The sequence below is a fragment of the uncultured Rikenella sp. genome (genome assembly GCF_947628055.1).
GTDB lineage: Bacteria > Bacteroidota > Bacteroidia > Bacteroidales > Rikenellaceae > Rikenella.
Map to the genome: position 1 here is coordinate 1 of NZ_CANQYJ010000047.1, position 17,520 is coordinate 17,520.

A 17,520-nucleotide genomic window follows, 5' to 3' on the forward strand; every position below is an offset into this window, starting at 1 on the left:
GTTACCGCAGCCGATATTCAGCAACAACAGGCATAGCAGCGCTATCCTGCTCCAAAGTGTAGATCTTCGTATCATCCGGTGTTACGCAAAAACGGTAAGTCTCAGGCCCTACCTCAATACAGTCCCTCACACCTCCCTCGCAGTCGAATTGAATGATATAACGTTTCTTGCCGGGATATTCGGTTCGCAGCACATAGATGTGGTTTTCTGTCGATACTGTCTGTTGGGCATGCGGAGTGTATTCCTGGTCCAGTCCCGGTATGCTATATTCCCGAATTAACATCGGGGTGTGCCCGCTGAGGTCGTAAAACTGCACCTTGTCCAGCGAGCTGTAAGCCAGACAAAGGGTTTTGCGCTTGGCATGGTAAGCCATTGGACTCTGTCCTTTGATATACCGGTCGTCGGGTTTCTGAAGTTCCAGAATTTCGGAGGGAAAGGTGTTGATCCACCGCAGGGGTTTCCCCGTGGTGTCAGAAATGCAGGCAGAAGCGACCGTATCCGGGAAGATGTAAGTAAACAAATAGCTGTCGGAGCTCAGTTTAAGACACCTATCCGCCCCACCGTCAAAACTGAATTGACGTACAGGAACGATGCTGTCGCACAACAGATCGCTAAACCGTAATTCAACGTATTGCCCCGTGCGCCGTTGAAGCAGCCCCACGGTACCAGCCAGAGAATCGACCTGCAATTGCAACGGCGGAAGCACCTCATTCGGTCCTTTACCTTGATTAATCACTTGCGTAACCACCTGTCTCTTGTGTAGGTCGTAAATGGTCAAGAGCTTATTTTTGGTTCTATCCACCCAAAGCAGGCAGCCGTTCATGTATTGTATCTGGTAAGGATGAGCCAATATGACTTGGATGGGCAAAGCATGGCCTGCCACTGCGCGGCTATCCTTAGTAATATCTTGCAAATTCAGGGGCCCTTCAGAAGGGGTACAAGAAGCCAATAGCCATGCGCTGCCGATTATCAAACTACGAATAATAAACCTCATTCGTGTATACATATTAAAGCCGGACCTTGAAAAATACCCGGCCCGTTTTGTTAAAATCAATTGTAATGAAACAATGTAAACGCCTGTCCTTTAGCATCGAATACAATGGCACACAGATCGCCTTCATAGCCGGTGTCGCAATATTCGTTTCCAATCATTTCACCCAAAGCCAATGCCTCGGCGTTCTCGAGCATCATGGCCGAGGTACGATCCGTCGTTTGGGTAATGTGCACGGCAGTGGTGATCCCCGCCCCTAATGCCAGCGCCGCGAAAGCGCCGAAAAGAAGTTTCTTCTTAGTAAGGTTTAAATAAACAAAAAAGCGGACCTATGTCCGCCCTAAAGATAATCAATTTATTTTTACAAAAGACTATTATCATCGACATCCACAGCTATTTCGCCCTGTTTAGTATCCTCCCAAATAGCGGTAATACATCTCGGAGTACCTCCGGTTGCTTTTGCTCGGCACGAAGATATTCCGGGCACGGCCCCCTACCACCGGCCGAAACTTGCACCAACTGAGTGCTCAAGCGACTGCTCTGCGCTATGAAATAGATATTGGAGCCGACCAGAAGCACAATAACGATGATCGCGGCGGCAAATAGGTTTTTCTTACTCATGGGAAAAGGTTATTTCAGTCGGCATTTGAGCACCACCGGATTACTCTCTTCCGTAAGGCTGTTTATGACCTCCGGATTCCGGAAAATCGACCGCTCTTCCGGCGCCATCTCCATCAGGCGCATCGGATCCACCAGGCAGATCAGTTCGTCCCCGGCTGTAAGCATCCGAACAGAACCTGCACCTAAAGATTTATTTTTCAGGATATCTTCAAAAGTATACCATTGCCATCCACCGGTAGCTTTATCAAGGATACCATAGACGAGTGCGTTTCTATCATCCTTTTTTTTCAATAACACTTGGATGACTGCATAATGATTGCTTTCCATAAAGCGATCGATGCAAGCAAAATCACGTTTCATGATATATTCCACCGACTGTCGTACATCGCCTATTTGATAATATTCCTGAGGAATACTGTATTTTCCGAAATCAAATCCGTAAACAGGAATCACACTATCGGCCGACAACCGATAAATCCGATCACTGAATGTTTCCCTTAACATAAGATTTCCATTCGGATCCGGTATGAATACCGGAAAGGATTCTTCCATCGGCATGATCTGTATATCAGCGGGCAAAATAGTTTCGATTATGTTCTCCTGTGCATCCACTTTAAGTACCCGGTAGTCTGAACTTCCATTCATATAGCCTTCATACAGCCAATAATTTTCTCCATCTGGCCAACCCTGAAAAAAGGGTGTGTTAAAAGTACGGTTGGAAACAAAACTACCGTCATTTCCGTAAATGCAGACTTTCTGGTCCAGATTTGAAAACACGAAAACATTTTCCGTAAGCGAATCGATCAGAAAATTGGAAAGCCCCAGATACTCGCGCGGTCCCCGGCCTCGGTTGCCGATCGCATTCAAAAAACGGCCGGTACTATCATAACGCAATAGTTTCTGACTGCCATTAATATCTGCAATATAATAGTTCCCATGCGTATCCATCATACATTCCGGAGTGGTTCCGATCAACGATGAATCGGAAGTCTCCAACGGAACGAGTTCGATCTCCCGGATCAGGTCGGAATGAAACAGATCGCTGCCGCCATTGGGATCATACGCCACAACCGTCTCAGCATCGGCCGCCGGTTTGCTGGTATGTTCCCCACAACTCCCCAATAACAACAAACCGATCAGAGAAGGAAAAACAATTTTTAGGTTCATGATTCGCAAACATTATATAAAAAACACGGGAGAGAATATCCTCTCTCCTAATCTGCGCAACGGCTGCAAGGACATTCCGGACAAGCGGTTCCCGCACAGCAACCGATTCGTCGATTTCTGTAAAAACTTCCTCATATACCACACCCCATCTCCCCTATGGAACAGCGTTCTCCGGCGAAAAAGAGACCGAAACAGGCCTTTACGGCTCGAACACGAACTGCTCGACCGTGCGCCCTCCGTAGGTTACCACCACCGTTCTGTTCCGCTCCGTGATCAGACTCCCCCGCAGCGAATGTTTCAAGACATGTAGCTCGGTCCCCGATTTCATTTCCGGCTGTTCCAGATAATACTCCACTGTCGGCACATGACTCCGGCTGGACGGCACCACATACACCGGGATTTCCAAACCGCTCTTCTTTAAGGCGTAGCTGAAATCGATCAACTCCGCGATACAGACCGAACACCCGGAATTCAGCAGGTAGAACATCCCATAGCCCGTCTTGCCGACCAGCACCGAATTCATTACGCCCTGCAACCCGGCAATCTCCTCGGCGACAGGCACCCGCTTGATCTGTGCGGTATCGATCCCCTCGACGATCTTCAAAAGAATCGCCGCCCGCTCCCCGATCTTCATCTCCTCCGCCGACACGTCAGCCCCCTTGGGCCCCCCGCAGCTCCCCAGCAGCAAGGCCAGTAAGAAAAATAAGCAATATCTCATCATTATTCGATTCCGCTGAGTTTGACCAGCATCGGCATATTATCCTCGTCGCGCGCCGAAGCATAGAAAGACTTGCCGTCCCCGCTGATCGAGATGGCGTTGACATAGCCCGGATAATAGTAGCTGCCCTCGAAATTCCCGTCCCAGTCGAACCGGAAAATCCATGTGTGCAGATCCTTCTCTTGCTTCACATTGAAATCGATCAGCTCACCGTTATAAACCAGATAGAAATAGTCGTCGTCGTAACTGTATGTAAGATAAGCGTAAGGAGCTGTTTTCTTATATGTCACCAATCCATCCGGAGCAATCACATACATCTGATCATCAAAAGAATCCGGACCGACAATTCGCATCAATGGAGCCAATGTCGAATCATAAATCTCAACCACAGGTATACTTGACGAAGCGTAAACGATTCGATTCCGATTTTGATTATAGACAAGCCTTCCCTGCGAAACATTATGAGTCACATAATCATACGTTCCGAAGTCCTCGTCATTGGTCGTGTTATCACCAATTTTCAGGCGAGGTGCGTTTTTATTTTCAATACCGGACTTAGAATCACTAAAGCAATAAGGATTTTCAAATAACAATTTTCCGTCTGAGAAACGGTTAATAGCATTCGTCAGGACCTGATAATTGCATGAGGATATTTGATATCCATTCGGATTTTTCAACAATGAATCCAGATTGACAAAAGCTATTTGCTTTTTGACAAAATCATTCACTTTCAAAGTATTCCCTTCTAAGTATGCCACTACCCGCAACATCTCGCCCGGTCCTTTACCCAGCGGAATATAATTGCCGATCTTCCAATTGTCTGTCAAGTTTCGGACTTCCAAATAAGGAACTGTTTCTGTAGCCTGATTAATCACGATTAACGTACTATCTTTATACACATAATACATTTTCGCATGTATAAAGGCCTCGGAAGTAATCATTGTATCCACTTCCAAATCAATGGCATTCGTTTTAATATCCACAGGCAATGACACACTTGGCAACTCAGTGGAGATTTGACGACATCCCCCGGTGAACAGACTTATACATATTAGTATTATTCCTCCTCCCCAAAAACGTATCATAATAAAGATTTCATTAAATTACATTAAAAAGACCTGCCCCTTTTGGGACAAGTCTAATTTTTTACCATACACGTTTTTCTGAACAAGTAAGGCTTCCGCTCGGCAGACTACAGAAATCTGAATCGCCGGAGCATGCATAGATAACCTAACCATCATTATCCCTTAATTCGCATGAAGCCAACGATTCTACATTGTCTTTAGTTAGGCCGCCGAAGAAGCCGTTACCCGAAAGGTGCGCAGCTGTAACAGCTCCCGCTCCCAGTGCCAGCGCCGCGAAGGCGCCAATAAGAATTTTCTTTTTCATCTTTATTTAGTAAGATTTAAATGAATAAAAAGCGGATGATCAAACTCTGATTTCGCATTAAAGATAATTATTTATCCTCACAAAAGAGCAAATATCGCTACTATTTACATATATCACAGTGATTTCATACACCTCCCCCACCGCATCTTCCCCGTATGCGGATCACGCGAATCCCAGATCCGAGTCGCGACGACAAACAGCAGCCATTATTCAGAAGAACGGATCTTAATTTTTACAATTACCGGATTACTATTTTCATCAAGGCCCGGAACAATCCCCGTATCAGCCCCAACAATGGCATAGAGGCAATCGTCATGTACATATTTCGGCCAAAAGTTAATCTGCTTTTGATCGACCGCCACCACTACCCCTTCCGGATCGGACGGAGAGCTCAAAACGTTGCGGTACACCAAAGCGGAAGTATTCAAATCCCAAATATCATAATACTTCCTATTGTCATAATAGAAAGATACGAAGTAGAATTTATCCACCAGAAATCCATACTCTCCGAAAATGTATTCAGATCGTTCTTTTTTGCGGGTCACATCCATCGCGATCGCCGCCGGGAGCCGCAACTCACCTTTGTCCAATACGAGCGCCGGAACAGGTCCGCGAGATGACAAACGATACAGCGTGTCACCCAATGTGCTTTTATAGTAACACTGTTCATTCTGACGACTGATCGGTTCGACGGAGACCGAACCGGTCCGGTTCTGCTGAGTCACGTCGGCAAACGGCAAATAGTCGCACACTTTGTTCCATGTCGAATCGTAAATGCCTACACATACCGTCCGGTATGAGGAGGGATAATAGGTGATCGCAAAATTCCGGTCGGGCAGCTGATTGAAACCTCCGATAAAATCGACGGGGCTGGCTGACAGGAAACGACCATTCAGCGTGTAAGTGTTAATCTTGCGTGCCAAGTCACTGACATATATCTCCCCACGACGCGGGTCGCACACCACATCCCCGATCATCATATATTCGCCCGGCCCTTTCCCTTTTCGGTCAATTACCGTTCGTATCTGACCGGTGGCGCTGTTTATTCGATAGATAACCGCCCTGTCCTCCAGGATCAGAATCGAGTCCTGCGCCCAACAAATTCTCGGTTGAGCCATCAGGCAGCCCTCTACGGTCTGTATCGGGATCATTTCAACAGTCTGTGCCAAATGGTTAAGCGTGAAACCTGCTTCTTGTCCGGCAGTTTGCCCGATCGAGGCCCCCAGGGGTATGACCGGACAAGCCGCACCGTCGGGGCGTTCGGAACACCGGGTTAGCAGCAGACACAGGCAGAGCCCGGCGAATGTAAGTTTAGAAACCATTGTCTGAAAGTGTGTTTGTTTCGGTTAACATTGCGAAGCCATCCTCTTGCGGCGATTGGTAATGAATCTCTGTCACACTTCCCTCCCGAAGCCTCAAAATGCAGGGGTAGATATTGCGGTCGACAGGATAAGCCTCCAGAAAAATGTTCGCTTCATCTAAATAAGTATTTTCCGGATTGATAGAGACTTTCTGCTTCAGAATTTTACGAGACATGATACGGGTAAACACAAAGTGAATATCTTCCCTGTCTCTGTTGCGTTTGTAGAACTCTTCCGCATAAGTAATACAACCGCCGCAACCTTCATTGGGAATAATTACAATATATTCTAATTTCGATAGGTCAACCGAAGATGCCACCGTTTTGTGAATGACAGCGTTGAATTTCTCAATATGATTGCTTCTGCATGCCTGCATCATCCCAAGGCAACAACAGACTAAGATCAAAAGTTTATATTGCAGTTTATTGTTCATTTCGTAGATGTAAATTTATACGTTTGGAAAATCAGGTGATCTTCATCCGACTTTTGCTGGAATTGTAATCCGTTCCGGTCAACAAATAAGGTGTAGCGGTAACCGGGAGAAAAGGAATCTTCGACAAGACTCTCTCCGATAATTCGAAATGTACTGTCCATGACAATCACCGAGACCGGTTTTTTCCAACCTTTCATTTCATCATAACGGGTCGCCTGTTCAGCTATTCTATAATAGACGTTCCGGTAAGGATCATAAAGAATCCTTGCATAGCTGTTGGTTTCAGCAAAGTGTCGTATTTTACCTTCAGAGCCTAACGGTAGTCTTTTGTATCTGTTCAGTGATTCGGTTTTATCGATATACTTACTACCGGCATAATAGGACCGGGTCGAGAAATCTTGCAGATTGACTTCATAAATGAAATGATCGGCCGGAAAACTCATAATGACACGATCGCTTGTCGGATTGTAAGTCATGTACACCCAGCGGAACAATCCTCCGCCCCAGTTCTGATCGCGGTAGATGTCCGGATAGGGAATATAAGCCGACACTTCACCGGAAATCGAGTCTACCATACAGAGTGTCAATCTATTCTCCCCATTCTCATCCGAATATTCTCCTGCCATATTCCCCGCAAATATCCACCGGCCATCTCTCAATATCAAGGGTGATATTCCTGTAATAGGTATCGGATAATACTTACAACGGGACACAGCAGAACGTTTCTCCCGCAAATTCCCGTTTCGGTCTATCAAGCCGATAATCCCACTGTAATCGAGCACATAAATTGAGTCCGGACTGACGATATTGTATGCCACCGGATGATTCAGAGAAGACTTACATACCGGAATTTTATAACAAAACCTATTGGTTGTCAGATCATAAACATTTATCTGTTGATCATTAGCCAAGAACGAAAATAGATGATCATTCGATAAATATTGCGAAGATATTGTGTTGTTCGAAGTGACGGAATTCAGAAATAAGATTATTTGACCGTCTGCAACCATCGCGCATTCTTCGGCCCCGGGATTCTCAGGAACCGGATTGGGATGCGGCGAATAACCATTGCACGCTCCAAACAAAAGAACAGGTAAACTACAGATTAGTTTAAAAATTATCTGGTTATACCGCATAAGTTCAGCGCAAATTAGAAATTTGTTTTCGATGTGGGAATATACTATGAGAGGCAGGAATATACTCCGTCTCTCATTTGCCGAATAATTATCCTGAGACAGCTTCTCCTTCGTTATTGGCGGACACAATCGTGTATCCACCACGAACTCTCACAAAAATAATTGCCGTTACCGTCCGTTGTACAATCTCCATTGTTGTTATCCAGCTTGTTCATTGTCCAGCATCATGGCCGAAGTCCGTTCTGATACTTGCGTAGCGTGCAGGGCTGCCACAATACCCGCCCCAAAAAACAACACCGAAGCGGCCCCAAAAAAGTTTCTTTTTCATCTTTAGTAAGGTTTAAATAAATAAAAAAGCGGATGATCAAACTCTGATTCCGCATTAAAGATAATTATTTATCCTTACAAAGGAGCAAATATCGCTACTATTTACATATATCACAGTGATTTCATACACCTCTTCCACCGCATCTTCCCCGTATGTGGATCACGCGAATCCCATATCCGAGTGGCCACCCCCACAATATAATCCTCCGGCAAAAACCCGAAATAACGGGAATCGAACGAACTCAACCCATTGTCACCCGCCACGAAATAATAATCGTCCCGGAACGTGTACCGCGTCGCCGGCCGGCCGTCAATGAGATATGCCCCCGCCGGAGCTTCGACCACCTCACACCCCGTTTCGCGCCGCATGATCGGCAAATAAAGCGGAAACGTCAGGCTGTCCAGCATCACCGTCGTCCCCCGCCGCGGCACATAGATCGGCCCGAAATTGCGGATCGTCCACTGCGGCACGCACCACGGATAGATCCGGTGCGGGCTGGCCGCAACCACACTGTCCGGCATCCGCGCAATCTGCCGCTGCGCCGGCAGGTAACCCACCGTATCCGCCAGCCCCGCGATCCGGAAAAAACCCCTCTCCACCGACAACGTGTCGCCCGGCAGACCGACGATCCGTTTGACAAACACCTGGTTGATCCGGAACCAAATCCCCTGCTCGCCGATATTCGGAAAATTGAACACCACAATATCGTTGCGCCTGAGCTGCCGGAAGCCCGGCATACGGAATACCGGCGGCTCCGACGTGTCGGCCAGAAAATCGGTCGATTTATAGATCCTCGCCCCGAAGACCAGCTTGTCGACCATGATCCGATCGCCCGGCACGATCGTCGGGTACATCGAGTCCGTCGGCACCGGATAGCGATCCCACACAAATATCCACAGCACATATTTCATTACGAAAAGCACCGCCAGCAGCACAACAGCGCGCATTCCCCATTTCAGAATATTCTTTTTGCAACGTGCATCCATACGTCCGTTCTATTGTTTTTGAATCGTAAAAGTACGACCTTTAGAATCTAAAATTATGAAAAAAGAGCTGTTTATCACCATCGGAGAGTATTTTGTCGCCCTGGCCGCCGGCACTGTATTCTATATTATCCCGGTCACCTCGTCGACCCTGCACAACGGATTGACTACCGCCAAATACTTCACCCTGTTACCCTTACTGGTGATTTTCGCCGCCGCCGTAACGCTTCACATGGCCGGCCGGCTCCGCAACCGCACCGCCTCTTACCGGCTGACCGCGACCGATGCGGTCGCAGGTCTCGGCCTGGCCTACTACCTGTTGAACACCGCACTGTGGGGTACGGCTGACCCCATGCGGTTGATCTTCGCGGCAGGCATGGGCATGTGGTATGCCGGATTACGGATACTTTTCACCTCGGAGCGGATCTTCCGGGTCCTGCTGCTGATCCTGTTGCTCGCGGCCGGATACGAAGCCGCTCTGGGCATTCTGCAAAGCTGTGGCGAACGCGTCTCGAACCACGCCCTGTATGCCGCGACGGGAACTTTCTACAACCCGGGGCCATACGGCGGATTCCTGGCGGTATTTCTTCCCGTCGCCCTATACGGGATGCTCCGCCGCCTGTCGGCAGAGCATCCTCTGTACCGATGGGTGGCCGGCAGCGTCTTTTTCCTAAGCCTCGTGATCCTGCCGATTACGATGAGCCGCACGGCTTGGGCAGCCGCCCTTGCCGGTTGCGGCGCCGTGATCGTTGTCCGATACTTTTCCACCCTGCGGTTGTTCGCCTCTTGTCACCGCAAACTGTATCTCGGCATGGCGGTAGGTGCCGGCGTGATGCTCATTGCCGGCGCGACGGCGACCTGGCACATGAAACGCGACTCTGCCGAAGGCAGGCTCCTGATCTGGAAAAACTCCACCCGGATGATCGGGGAGCAGCCTGTTCTGGGATGCGGGTTCGGTCGTTTCGCCGGAGCCTACGGTGAAGAACAGGCAGCCTATTTTGCCGCCGCACCACGGGCCGAACGGGAAGTTCTGGTAGCCGGCACGCCGGATGACGCCTTCAACGAGTACCTGCACATAACGACAGAGGGAGGCTTGGTCGGAGGTCTGCTGTTCGTCCTTGCTGCCGGATTCTGTCTGTACGGACTTTGGAGACGCCGGGCGAGTACCGGCGGCCTGTTTTTCGGTGCCGTGAGCCTGTTGGTTTTCGCTTTCGCCTCCTACCCTTTCTCGCTGGCCGAATTCCTGTTGGCCGGGGTATTTCTGTTGGCAGCGGCAGCTCCTGCGGCACGGGGCATCAGAGTGAACCGATATGTCGCGTTCCTGTTCTGGGCGGTCGTGATGCTTCCTCTGACATTCGTCCTGTGGCGTCACGAAAAACCTCGCGAAAAAGCTTACCGGGAATGGCACACCGACCACATGATGTACGGTATGAAACTCTACGAACAAGTGGCTCGCAGCGCAAAGGAGCAATACCCGCTGTTGAAAGCGGAGCCAGCGTTCCTGTACGAATACGGTCACTCGCTGCACTTCACGGGCGACTATGCCGGCAGCAACGCCATACTGACCGAAGGCGCAGCCTTGAGTGCCGACCCTATGTTCCGGAACGTCATGGGCAACAACTACAAAGCTCTGGGCGACCCGTCACGGGCTGAAAGTTGCTACCTGCGGGCGTACTACATGGTGCCGAACCGCATCTACCCGCTTTACCTGCTCGCCAAATTATACCGCGAAACCGGCCAGACCGACAAGTTGGAGCCGATGTGCCGGCGCGTGCTGGATTTTCAGGAAAAAGTTACCTCCCCCGCCACGATGGAGATCAAGCGGGAAGTGGCGACCTGGCACTCCGAAAACCAGTGACCGGGCGAGTACATCTCCCTGCCCGATCCTTTCGATCGTGACCATTCCTCCTGCGGGCGACCGAACCGTTTACAAACAGCCGGTTACACTGCCGCAAAGGGCCGCATTTCGCGTGTCTTGGTTACTTCTTCTCGTCCCGGCAGGCTTTGAGGCGGGCGGATACCTTGGGCATTCAGCGGGATCGGACGGGGGCATGTCGAAGCGGTCTACTTCGACGAGGAGGGAAATCCGGCGATGCTCGACACGGGAGATTGGTTAGTGGCCGGGCCGCCGAAAATCCACCGGGTGGAGTTCAATCCAATTCTTCCGGCAGGTTCGGCAGCGGATAATCTATTCGGCGAACTGTACTATCGGGATGTGACGAGTCAATATGTAGCAGTTTCAGATGTGACCATAACGTTCGATTCGGAACCCGATGCGGCGGCAGGGGAACGGGCGGCGTTGGCGGTTTTCGGGAATGGGCGGTGGAGGCCGGCTCTTTCGAGCGGGCGAATCCGGGTTTGCCGGCGAACCCGATGTTCCACACTTTCCTCTTAGACAGAGCTAACCGGGTGGTACTCGTAGGTTCTCCGATCGGGAATCCGAAGATGTGGGAGCTCTACAAGTCCACCATCGCCAAACTCGTCGAAAATAACGGTACCTTACCCACCGAACCGGAAAAATAAACGGCTGACCCTCCTATCGGCCCTCGGCTCTTTCGCCGGGCAGGCCGCTGTGCTCGGCACGCTGCCGCCGGCAGGGGTGAGGGGGTGAATTTTAACAGCAAAAAAACTTGTTTTTTGATAATTAAAGATTTATCTTTGATATTGATGATATTTTTTCGTCCTGAAAAACCAACCGTTTTAAATTTCTCAAGTGATGAAAAAATTGACTAAAATGATGCTGGCATCCGGCGGAGCCCTGCTACTGGGCACCGGGGCGGTGACCAGTTACTTGATGGTGCAGCCCGAACAACGGATGTCGGACCTGACGCTGGCCAATCTTGAAGCGATGGCATTCGATATAGATGATCCGGACAATCCGGACAAATGGCCGGGAGTTGAAATGGAACTGGATTGTAATGATTTTTGTTATCGCGATCCGAACAAAGCCTGCCCAGTCCCGGTTTCTATCAATGGAATTATGTTTACTTTTACCTGTGAGTTATAGAAAATAAGGCTCTTTTAATTAGCCAGCATAAAGATATGCCGGCTTTTAACCTGATCAATATGGGGAAATTATTTTTGATGCTTAGTTTAGCTGGTCTGTTATTCTCTTGTACAACCACTACATCTCCCTCGGAAACAGGATCGAGCTACCCGGAAGCTGTCATATTCACCGACAGTGATATTCCTGACACCAATTCACTCATTGGGGAACGTTTGCCATTTCCGGAACTATTCGAACCGTTGACAATCGTTCAGCAGGACGGTTTCATCTATCTGGTCAATAGCGACCGGGCTAAGAACCGGATTTCGGCCTATACGAGCGAAGGTAAGTGGCTCCGTGATTTTTTAAGTCGCGGGCGAGGCCCCGGTGAAGTTCTCGGAGGTCGATATCTGTATTTTTCGGCTCTCAACAACGAGCTCGTATACACCGATTTCAAACAACGCAAAGTCTTATTATACGATACCGATAGCCTCCGGAATAGTCTAAATCAAATCGTTAACAGTCCCGATTTGGCCGCAATTACGATTCGGCCTCAGCATGAAATCCGGCTGGGAGATACGCCGTGCTGGAGAAGTTTTCCCTCCCGGAATGAAGTTTTTTCGCTGGTTTTGGCTTCGGATGACGCTCCGTTGATTGTAACAAACGATAAGACCGGACAAGTCGTGCGCTCTTTCGGAGCTTATCCCGAGTTGGCTGAACCGGTGGGTGTGCAATATCTGTCTCAAATATTTCAATGTAACGCCGTTGTGGATTCAGCCGTCAGCCGGATGGCAATTTTGTATCAAAGCACCGATTTGATCGACATTTATGACTTAAAAACCGGCAAGCGTTTGCATCGTCGACATGGTCCGTCGCTCTTCTATCCCAAATTTCGGTGCGAGCAAAAGGGGAATGCCTATCCGGCCTTTTCGATCAATGGTGAGACCAGAGATGCCTATTTTGTGTGTGTCGAGCGAGGCGGATTGATCTGGGCTTCCTACTCCGGCAACGCTGTATCGGACAAGGTACAAAAAATACCGTATATCTATGCCTTTGATTGGGATGGGAATCCCGTCATGAAATTGCGTCTTGATCAGCGTATTCTTTCGTTCGACGTGGATCCGGAACATCGGCAGATTTACGTTTTATCGTACGAAGACGGGTTGTCGTATGTTTATAGATATGCTTACTGATTTTCGAAGGCTGAGTTTACGCAGTTTTTTTGTCGGGTTGGCTCTGATGACCGTTTATTCCTGCAGCTCCGGGTCGGGTGCGCGGCATTTGGTGCTGGCTATATAACGGTTACAAAATGTTCGACCTGCCTGGATGAAACTTGTACAGATTATTCCCAACTCGCGAAGTGTAGAAAGTAATCCTCGAATGATTGCGACGCATTGCACAATGCGTCGCTTTTTAAATCATAGATCATGAAAACCGGTATTGTTGTAAATAGTTTGTTGTTTTTGATTTGTGTCGGATGCAGCCGCGAGGCGATCGTCCGGCAAACCTCAATCAACTTGGACCGAGTGCCGACGATTGAGCTGAAGGTGCAGAGTGTCTCTTTGAACAGCGCGTTGTGGGCCCCGGACGGCATCTTGACCTTGGGAGACTACCTGATTGTCGAAGAAGGCCGAAGGCATACCGGCATTTTCCGCTGTTTCGACGCCCGGAGTCTCGATTTCCTGTTCGCCTGCGGAGCCCGAGGGCGAGGGCCGAACGAGATGACCTTTCTGTCGGGGGCTTATATCCTGCCCAGCGACTCCGGATTCTGCGTGATGGACAACGGCATCGAAAAAGAGATCCGGATCGAAAAGGGCCGGCTTCGGGTGGTCCGTCGCTCTCCGATCGTGATCTACGATGCCGTGAACGGCCTGGCCAAGCTGGGCGAAAACCATTTTTTCATGAACGGACATACGAACGGCGCCGGGGCCGAGCATCTGATCTACAAGGAGGGGCAGATTACCGAATGCGGCACTTATCCACCCTCGCCGTACGACGACCGGCGGCGTTTTATCTTAGAGTTTAAAACCAATGTCGCCCGGCAGGGAGGGGATACGGTCTATAGCTTCTACAACAACCGGAATCTGATTCGGAAATATACGCCTGAAGGTGAACTGTTGGAAGAGGTGCGCTTCGCGGCCTATCCGGTCGACGGGCCCGATTACGAATCGTACCGGGCCGGCACGTGCCCTTCGTTTGCGGGACGCTCCTATCCGACGAACTCGTTTTTCTTTCTGACCTTCTACGACGGGGTACCCAACCGGGCGGTTTTTTCGGGCGATTATACCCCTCAGATTCTGGTGTGGAGCTGGCAGACCGGATTACGGAGCAGGCTTCTGCTTCAACGACGATACAAGCGCCTGTCTTATGCCGTTTCGGAGCGCCACCGGCGGTTGTACGCGATCGACCTCGATGCGCCGGATCGGATAGATATTTACGACTTAAATTCTGTATTCTGAATTTGACATGAAAACTTTATTCAGGTTCACCTTATTATTCGTACTTATCGGCCAGTACGGTTGCATGAGCAAATCGACAGATATTGCTGCGCAACAACTTCGAGCATTATCCGGAAAGGAATTATTATTCGATCAAGACCTGTTTACTCGTGCCGGAGATTCTTTGTCGACTTTTGCGGCTCCCAAAATAATCATTACGGTAGACTCGACAAAAGAATGTACGGCTTGTGAAATGGAACTCCGGAACTGGTATATTCAGAAAGAAGATTTGTGTGTAAGAGGGTTGGATTTGCCGATAGTTTTCATTTTACAACAAGAGCAGATAGACTTTGAGTTAGATTCCATGATTCATGATTTAGGGTTTCATTGTCTTTTGGATCCGAAAGGGACATTTGTAGACACAAACCAGTTGTTGGTTGGTTACAAAACAATGCACACTTTCCTCTTAGACAGAGAGAACCAGGTGGTGCTCGTAGGGTCTCCGATCGGGAATCCGAAGATGTGGGAGCTCTATATAAGTCCACCATCGCCAAACTCGTCGAAAATGACGGTACGTTACCCACCGAACCGGAAAAATAAACGGCTGACCCTCCTATCGGCCCTCGGCTCTTTCGCCGGGCAGGCCGCTGTGCTCGGCACGCTGCCGCCGGCAGGGGTGAGGGGGTGAATTTTAACAGCAAAAAAACTTGTTTTTTGATAATTAAAGATTTATCTTTGATATTGATGATATTTTTTCGTCCTGAAAAACCAACCGTTTTAAATTTCTCAAGTGATGAAAAAATTGACTAAAATGATGCTGGCATCCGGCGGAGCCCTGCTACTGGGCACCGGGGCGGTGACCAGTTACTTGATGGTGCAGCCCGAACAACGGATGTCGGACCTGACGCTGGCCAATCTTGAAGCGATGGCATTTTTAGATCCAGAGGATCCTGATTTAATTCCTGGTCAGGAATTCTTGAATGCCCCACAGAAAAAATACGATTGTCCAGGATGGTTTACTGGCAACGGATATCGATGTGCGGCAGAAATTCAAACGAATTGCTCGGAAATACCTTGTAGATAATCATTGCCCGGTCGTTCCCCACAAGAACGACCGGGTCTACATGTAAAGTTTAACGTTAATCCACACAATGGTCTGTCATGAAACACCTTTTTCTTTTCTTTTTTGTAAGTCTTGCTTTTGTTGGCTGCGGCGAATCACCTTACCATGCCAAACACGGTTCTGTCATCGATGTGTATGCGGCATTGGAAACCTCCTCCGAGGGAAAGGAAGGTCTGTCTGACAGTATTTGGTATGTTGCCCTTACTGCTCCTGCAACTCATATCCAAGGTTATATTACCAAAGCTGTGAGTTATCGTCAGAAAATATATTGTTTGGATGAACTTCAAAGCCGTTCGCTGAATGTTTATGACAGTGTAGGGCATTTTTTGTATCAGTTGGCCCCGCGCGGAAAAGGACCACAGGAAGCCTTGAATATTTCCGATTTTTCCATCTCCGGCAACGAAGTTTTTGTCACCGACATATTGCAACAACGAGTACAGGTTTATCGGGCCGATGACGGACAATTCGTACGAACGATTCCGCTTCCGTTCGCCGCTTATGAATGTCACCGGATGGCGGAGAATCGTATGGTGTTTGTTCTGTCGCCATACAACGAGGATCTGGGAGATGATTATCTCCTGCACGAAGTCTTGATCACGGACAGCGTGTTGCATCCGATCCGGTTCCAGATAGCTCGTCCTCGTTCTGATCAGGGTGCCGTTTCACGCTCGCAGTGGAATGCTTTCTGCGGTCCAGTTGAGTTGTTTACGATTTTCGGCGAAAATATTTACCGTTATGACGAGGCAGCCGATTCGATGGTTTATGTCGTTGGTTTCGATTATGGCAGGGAAAATATCCCGCAAGAGGCTTTGACAGACTATCGGCGTTATATGAAATATTATGATGACGACCGAATGCGATTGACTTCGGAGTCGCCGTGGGTGGTAGGTTCCTATGTGTTTGGCTGCATCAATGCGGGGAAGATTAAGTACCATTTGGTGTATGACGGACACGAGGCGGTGGTTCGAGAAATCCGTCCCGAGACATATGATGTAGCTGATCCGCTGTTTCCTGTCGGATTCGTACAGGATGATCCGGCGACGTTGATTTCGTATGTGGAGCCGGTGATCGGAGTTCCGCAATTGGTCGATCGTCGGGTAAGGATGGAGGGAGGAACAACGGTGGATGTTGATGAGTATCCGCTTGTTTTATTATTTACGAAGTTGAAATAATGATTGGTTAATCGAACAATAATCCGGGATCATTGGATATGAATTTTCGATTTTTTCTTATCGTTGTTCTTATGTGTATCGGGGTGGTTTCTTGCAGCCCGACCGATGTACGGGAGATCATTTCCGGTATGAAGGACATTGAGTTATTGGAACCGCTCCAGGATACCGGAGTTCGTCATATATTGGCAAAACCGGAGCCGAAAATAGTTACATTTATCGATGGGCGATGCAATGTCTGTTTGGATGACTTTCGGCAGTGGTATATACTCAGGTCTGATTCGGTTTTTTGTCAATATGATATTGACATCGTTTATTATGTCGGAACTCCGAATGCGCAAAGTATCGATATGTGGACGCATCGGTATAGAATTCGTAATTTTGTTGTCGATTCGGAACGGTTATTCTTACGGAAAAATAAATTGAAATTAGAAGATAAAATATTCCACACTTTCCTCTTAGACAGAGAGAACCGCGTGGTGCTCTTAGCATCATGATCAAGTTGTACGCAGTCGGTCGAACAAACCGAGCATATGACTTATTTGTAACGCTCCATCTATTTCCCATCTTTCCCCAAGAGCCTGCTTAGGTAGGGGAGTTCCCCTACTACCCTACCGTTTCAGGGGCAGGAAGAGGGGCAGGTAGAGAACGATGGCCAGCAGCGAGAAGAGCATCCC

The 17,520-nt window shown here is 48.8% G+C and carries 18 protein-coding genes; 8 read left to right on the plus strand and 10 right to left on the minus strand.

All coding sequences use genetic code 11. The annotated features are described in order from the left end of the window. Position 1 precedes the first annotated feature (1 nt). The 10 genes from Q0Z93_RS05790 to lepB all read right to left on the minus strand — a co-directional run bounded on the left by Q0Z93_RS05790 (position 2) and on the right by lepB (position 9,130). Entirely contained in the window at positions 2 to 913 is a 912-nt protein-coding gene (locus tag Q0Z93_RS05790; protein WP_298063625.1) for a BF3164 family lipoprotein, read from the minus strand. A gap of 137 nt (positions 914 to 1,050) precedes the next feature. After that, positions 1,051 to 1,191 (minus strand): hypothetical protein, encoded by a 141-nt coding sequence (locus Q0Z93_RS05795; RefSeq protein WP_298063627.1) that lies wholly within the window; start codon positions 1,189 to 1,191, stop codon positions 1,051 to 1,053. Between the two features lie 430 nt (positions 1,192 to 1,621). Beyond that, positions 1,622 to 2,779, minus strand: a complete 1,158-nt coding sequence (locus Q0Z93_RS05800; protein WP_298063629.1) for a 6-bladed beta-propeller — start codon at positions 2,777 to 2,779, stop codon at positions 1,622 to 1,624. 199 nt (positions 2,780 to 2,978) lie between these two features. Further along, a complete protein-coding gene (locus Q0Z93_RS05805) occupies positions 2,979 to 3,500 on the minus strand; it encodes a hypothetical protein (protein ID WP_298063631.1) in 522 nt (173 codons plus the stop codon). Then, positions 3,500 to 4,582 (minus strand): BF3164 family lipoprotein, encoded by a 1,083-nt coding sequence (locus Q0Z93_RS05810; RefSeq protein WP_298063633.1) that lies wholly within the window; start codon positions 4,580 to 4,582, stop codon positions 3,500 to 3,502. Before Q0Z93_RS05810 ends, Q0Z93_RS05805 begins: the two co-directional genes overlap by 1 nt. 145 nt (positions 4,583 to 4,727) lie before the next feature. Continuing rightward, a complete protein-coding gene (locus Q0Z93_RS05815; protein ID WP_298063635.1) occupies positions 4,728 to 4,886 on the minus strand; it encodes a hypothetical protein in 159 nt (52 codons plus the stop codon). Positions 4,887 to 5,092: 206 nt separating this feature from the next. Then, positions 5,093 to 6,055, minus strand: coding sequence for a 6-bladed beta-propeller (locus Q0Z93_RS05820; RefSeq protein WP_298063637.1), 963 nt, complete (start codon positions 6,053 to 6,055; stop codon positions 5,093 to 5,095). Positions 6,056 to 6,197: 142 nt separating this feature from the next. Then, on the minus strand, positions 6,198 to 6,680 hold the full coding sequence (locus Q0Z93_RS05825) for a hypothetical protein (protein WP_298063640.1): 483 nt from the start codon (positions 6,678 to 6,680) through the stop codon (positions 6,198 to 6,200). Continuing rightward, positions 6,677 to 7,816, minus strand: a complete 1,140-nt coding sequence (locus Q0Z93_RS05830; protein WP_363291540.1) for a DUF4221 family protein — start codon at positions 7,814 to 7,816, stop codon at positions 6,677 to 6,679. Before Q0Z93_RS05830 ends, Q0Z93_RS05825 begins: the two co-directional genes overlap by 4 nt. Positions 7,817 to 8,254: 438 nt before the next feature. Further along, on the minus strand, positions 8,255 to 9,130 hold the full coding sequence (lepB, locus tag Q0Z93_RS05835; protein WP_298063642.1) for a signal peptidase I: 876 nt from the start codon (positions 9,128 to 9,130) through the stop codon (positions 8,255 to 8,257). Positions 9,131 to 9,185: 55 nt separating this feature from the next. Here lepB and Q0Z93_RS05840 point away from each other — a divergent pair, with 55 nt between their 5' ends. The 8 genes from Q0Z93_RS05840 to Q0Z93_RS05875 all read left to right on the plus strand — a co-directional run bounded on the left by Q0Z93_RS05840 (position 9,186) and on the right by Q0Z93_RS05875 (position 16,846). Beyond that, positions 9,186 to 10,985, plus strand: coding sequence for an O-antigen ligase family protein (locus Q0Z93_RS05840; RefSeq protein WP_298063643.1), 1,800 nt, complete (start codon positions 9,186 to 9,188; stop codon positions 10,983 to 10,985). Positions 10,986 to 11,500: 515 nt separating this feature from the next. Further along, complete coding sequence (locus Q0Z93_RS05845) at positions 11,501 to 11,650, plus strand: hypothetical protein (RefSeq protein WP_298063645.1); 150 nt, start codon at positions 11,501 to 11,503, stop codon at positions 11,648 to 11,650. A gap of 193 nt (positions 11,651 to 11,843) precedes the next feature. Beyond that, complete coding sequence (locus Q0Z93_RS05850; protein WP_298063647.1) at positions 11,844 to 12,134, plus strand: hypothetical protein; 291 nt, start codon at positions 11,844 to 11,846, stop codon at positions 12,132 to 12,134. A 59-nt stretch (positions 12,135 to 12,193) separates the two neighbouring features. Beyond that, entirely contained in the window at positions 12,194 to 13,306 is a 1,113-nt protein-coding gene (locus Q0Z93_RS05855) for a BF3164 family lipoprotein (protein ID WP_298063649.1), read from the plus strand. A 261-nt stretch (positions 13,307 to 13,567) separates the two neighbouring features. Next, positions 13,568 to 14,572 carry a hypothetical protein gene (locus Q0Z93_RS05860; RefSeq protein ID WP_298063651.1) on the plus strand — a complete coding sequence of 335 codons (1,005 nt, stop codon included), beginning with the start codon at positions 13,568 to 13,570 and terminating at the stop codon, positions 14,570 to 14,572. A 7-nt stretch (positions 14,573 to 14,579) separates the two neighbouring features. Continuing rightward, complete coding sequence (locus Q0Z93_RS05865) at positions 14,580 to 15,239, plus strand: hypothetical protein (protein ID WP_298063653.1); 660 nt, start codon at positions 14,580 to 14,582, stop codon at positions 15,237 to 15,239. A 105-nt stretch (positions 15,240 to 15,344) separates the two neighbouring features. Beyond that, positions 15,345 to 15,635 carry a hypothetical protein gene (locus tag Q0Z93_RS05870; protein WP_298063655.1) on the plus strand — a complete coding sequence of 97 codons (291 nt, stop codon included), beginning with the start codon at positions 15,345 to 15,347 and terminating at the stop codon, positions 15,633 to 15,635. Positions 15,636 to 15,712: 77 nt separating this feature from the next. After that, a complete protein-coding gene (locus tag Q0Z93_RS05875) occupies positions 15,713 to 16,846 on the plus strand; it encodes a 6-bladed beta-propeller (RefSeq protein ID WP_298063656.1) in 1,134 nt (377 codons plus the stop codon). Positions 16,847 to 17,520 lie beyond the last annotated feature (674 nt).

Bases quoted from the DNA above. Each gene is read 5' to 3' on its own strand.
- Q0Z93_RS05850 (WP_298063647.1), top strand. From the start codon at position 11,844: ATGAAAAAATTGACTAAAATGATGCTGGCATCCGGCGGAGCCCTGCTA.
- Q0Z93_RS05875 (WP_298063656.1), top strand. From the start codon at position 15,713: ATGAAACACCTTTTTCTTTTCTTTTTTGTAAGTCTTGCTTTTGTTGGC.
- Q0Z93_RS05825 (WP_298063640.1), bottom strand. From the start codon at position 6,680: ATGAACAATAAACTGCAATATAAACTTTTGATCTTAGTCTGTTGTTGC.
- Q0Z93_RS05865 (WP_298063653.1), top strand. From the start codon at position 14,580: ATGAAAACTTTATTCAGGTTCACCTTATTATTCGTACTTATCGGCCAG.
- Q0Z93_RS05815 (WP_298063635.1), bottom strand. From the start codon at position 4,886: ATGAAAAAGAAAATTCTTATTGGCGCCTTCGCGGCGCTGGCACTGGGA.
- lepB (WP_298063642.1), bottom strand. From the start codon at position 9,130: ATGGATGCACGTTGCAAAAAGAATATTCTGAAATGGGGAATGCGCGCT.
- Q0Z93_RS05805 (WP_298063631.1), bottom strand. From the start codon at position 3,500: ATGATGAGATATTGCTTATTTTTCTTACTGGCCTTGCTGCTGGGGAGC.
- Q0Z93_RS05800 (WP_298063629.1), bottom strand. From the start codon at position 2,779: ATGAACCTAAAAATTGTTTTTCCTTCTCTGATCGGTTTGTTGTTATTG.
- Q0Z93_RS05840 (WP_298063643.1), top strand. From the start codon at position 9,186: ATGAAAAAAGAGCTGTTTATCACCATCGGAGAGTATTTTGTCGCCCTG.
- Q0Z93_RS05830 (WP_363291540.1), bottom strand. From the start codon at position 7,816: ATGCGGTATAACCAGATAATTTTTAAACTAATCTGTAGTTTACCTGTT.
- Q0Z93_RS05845 (WP_298063645.1), top strand. From the start codon at position 11,501: ATGTTCCACACTTTCCTCTTAGACAGAGCTAACCGGGTGGTACTCGTA.
- Q0Z93_RS05855 (WP_298063649.1), top strand. From the start codon at position 12,194: ATGGGGAAATTATTTTTGATGCTTAGTTTAGCTGGTCTGTTATTCTCT.
- Q0Z93_RS05810 (WP_298063633.1), bottom strand. From the start codon at position 4,582: ATGATACGTTTTTGGGGAGGAGGAATAATACTAATATGTATAAGTCTG.
- Q0Z93_RS05870 (WP_298063655.1), top strand. From the start codon at position 15,345: ATGAAAAAATTGACTAAAATGATGCTGGCATCCGGCGGAGCCCTGCTA.
- Q0Z93_RS05795 (WP_298063627.1), bottom strand. From the start codon at position 1,191: ATGATGCTCGAGAACGCCGAGGCATTGGCTTTGGGTGAAATGATTGGA.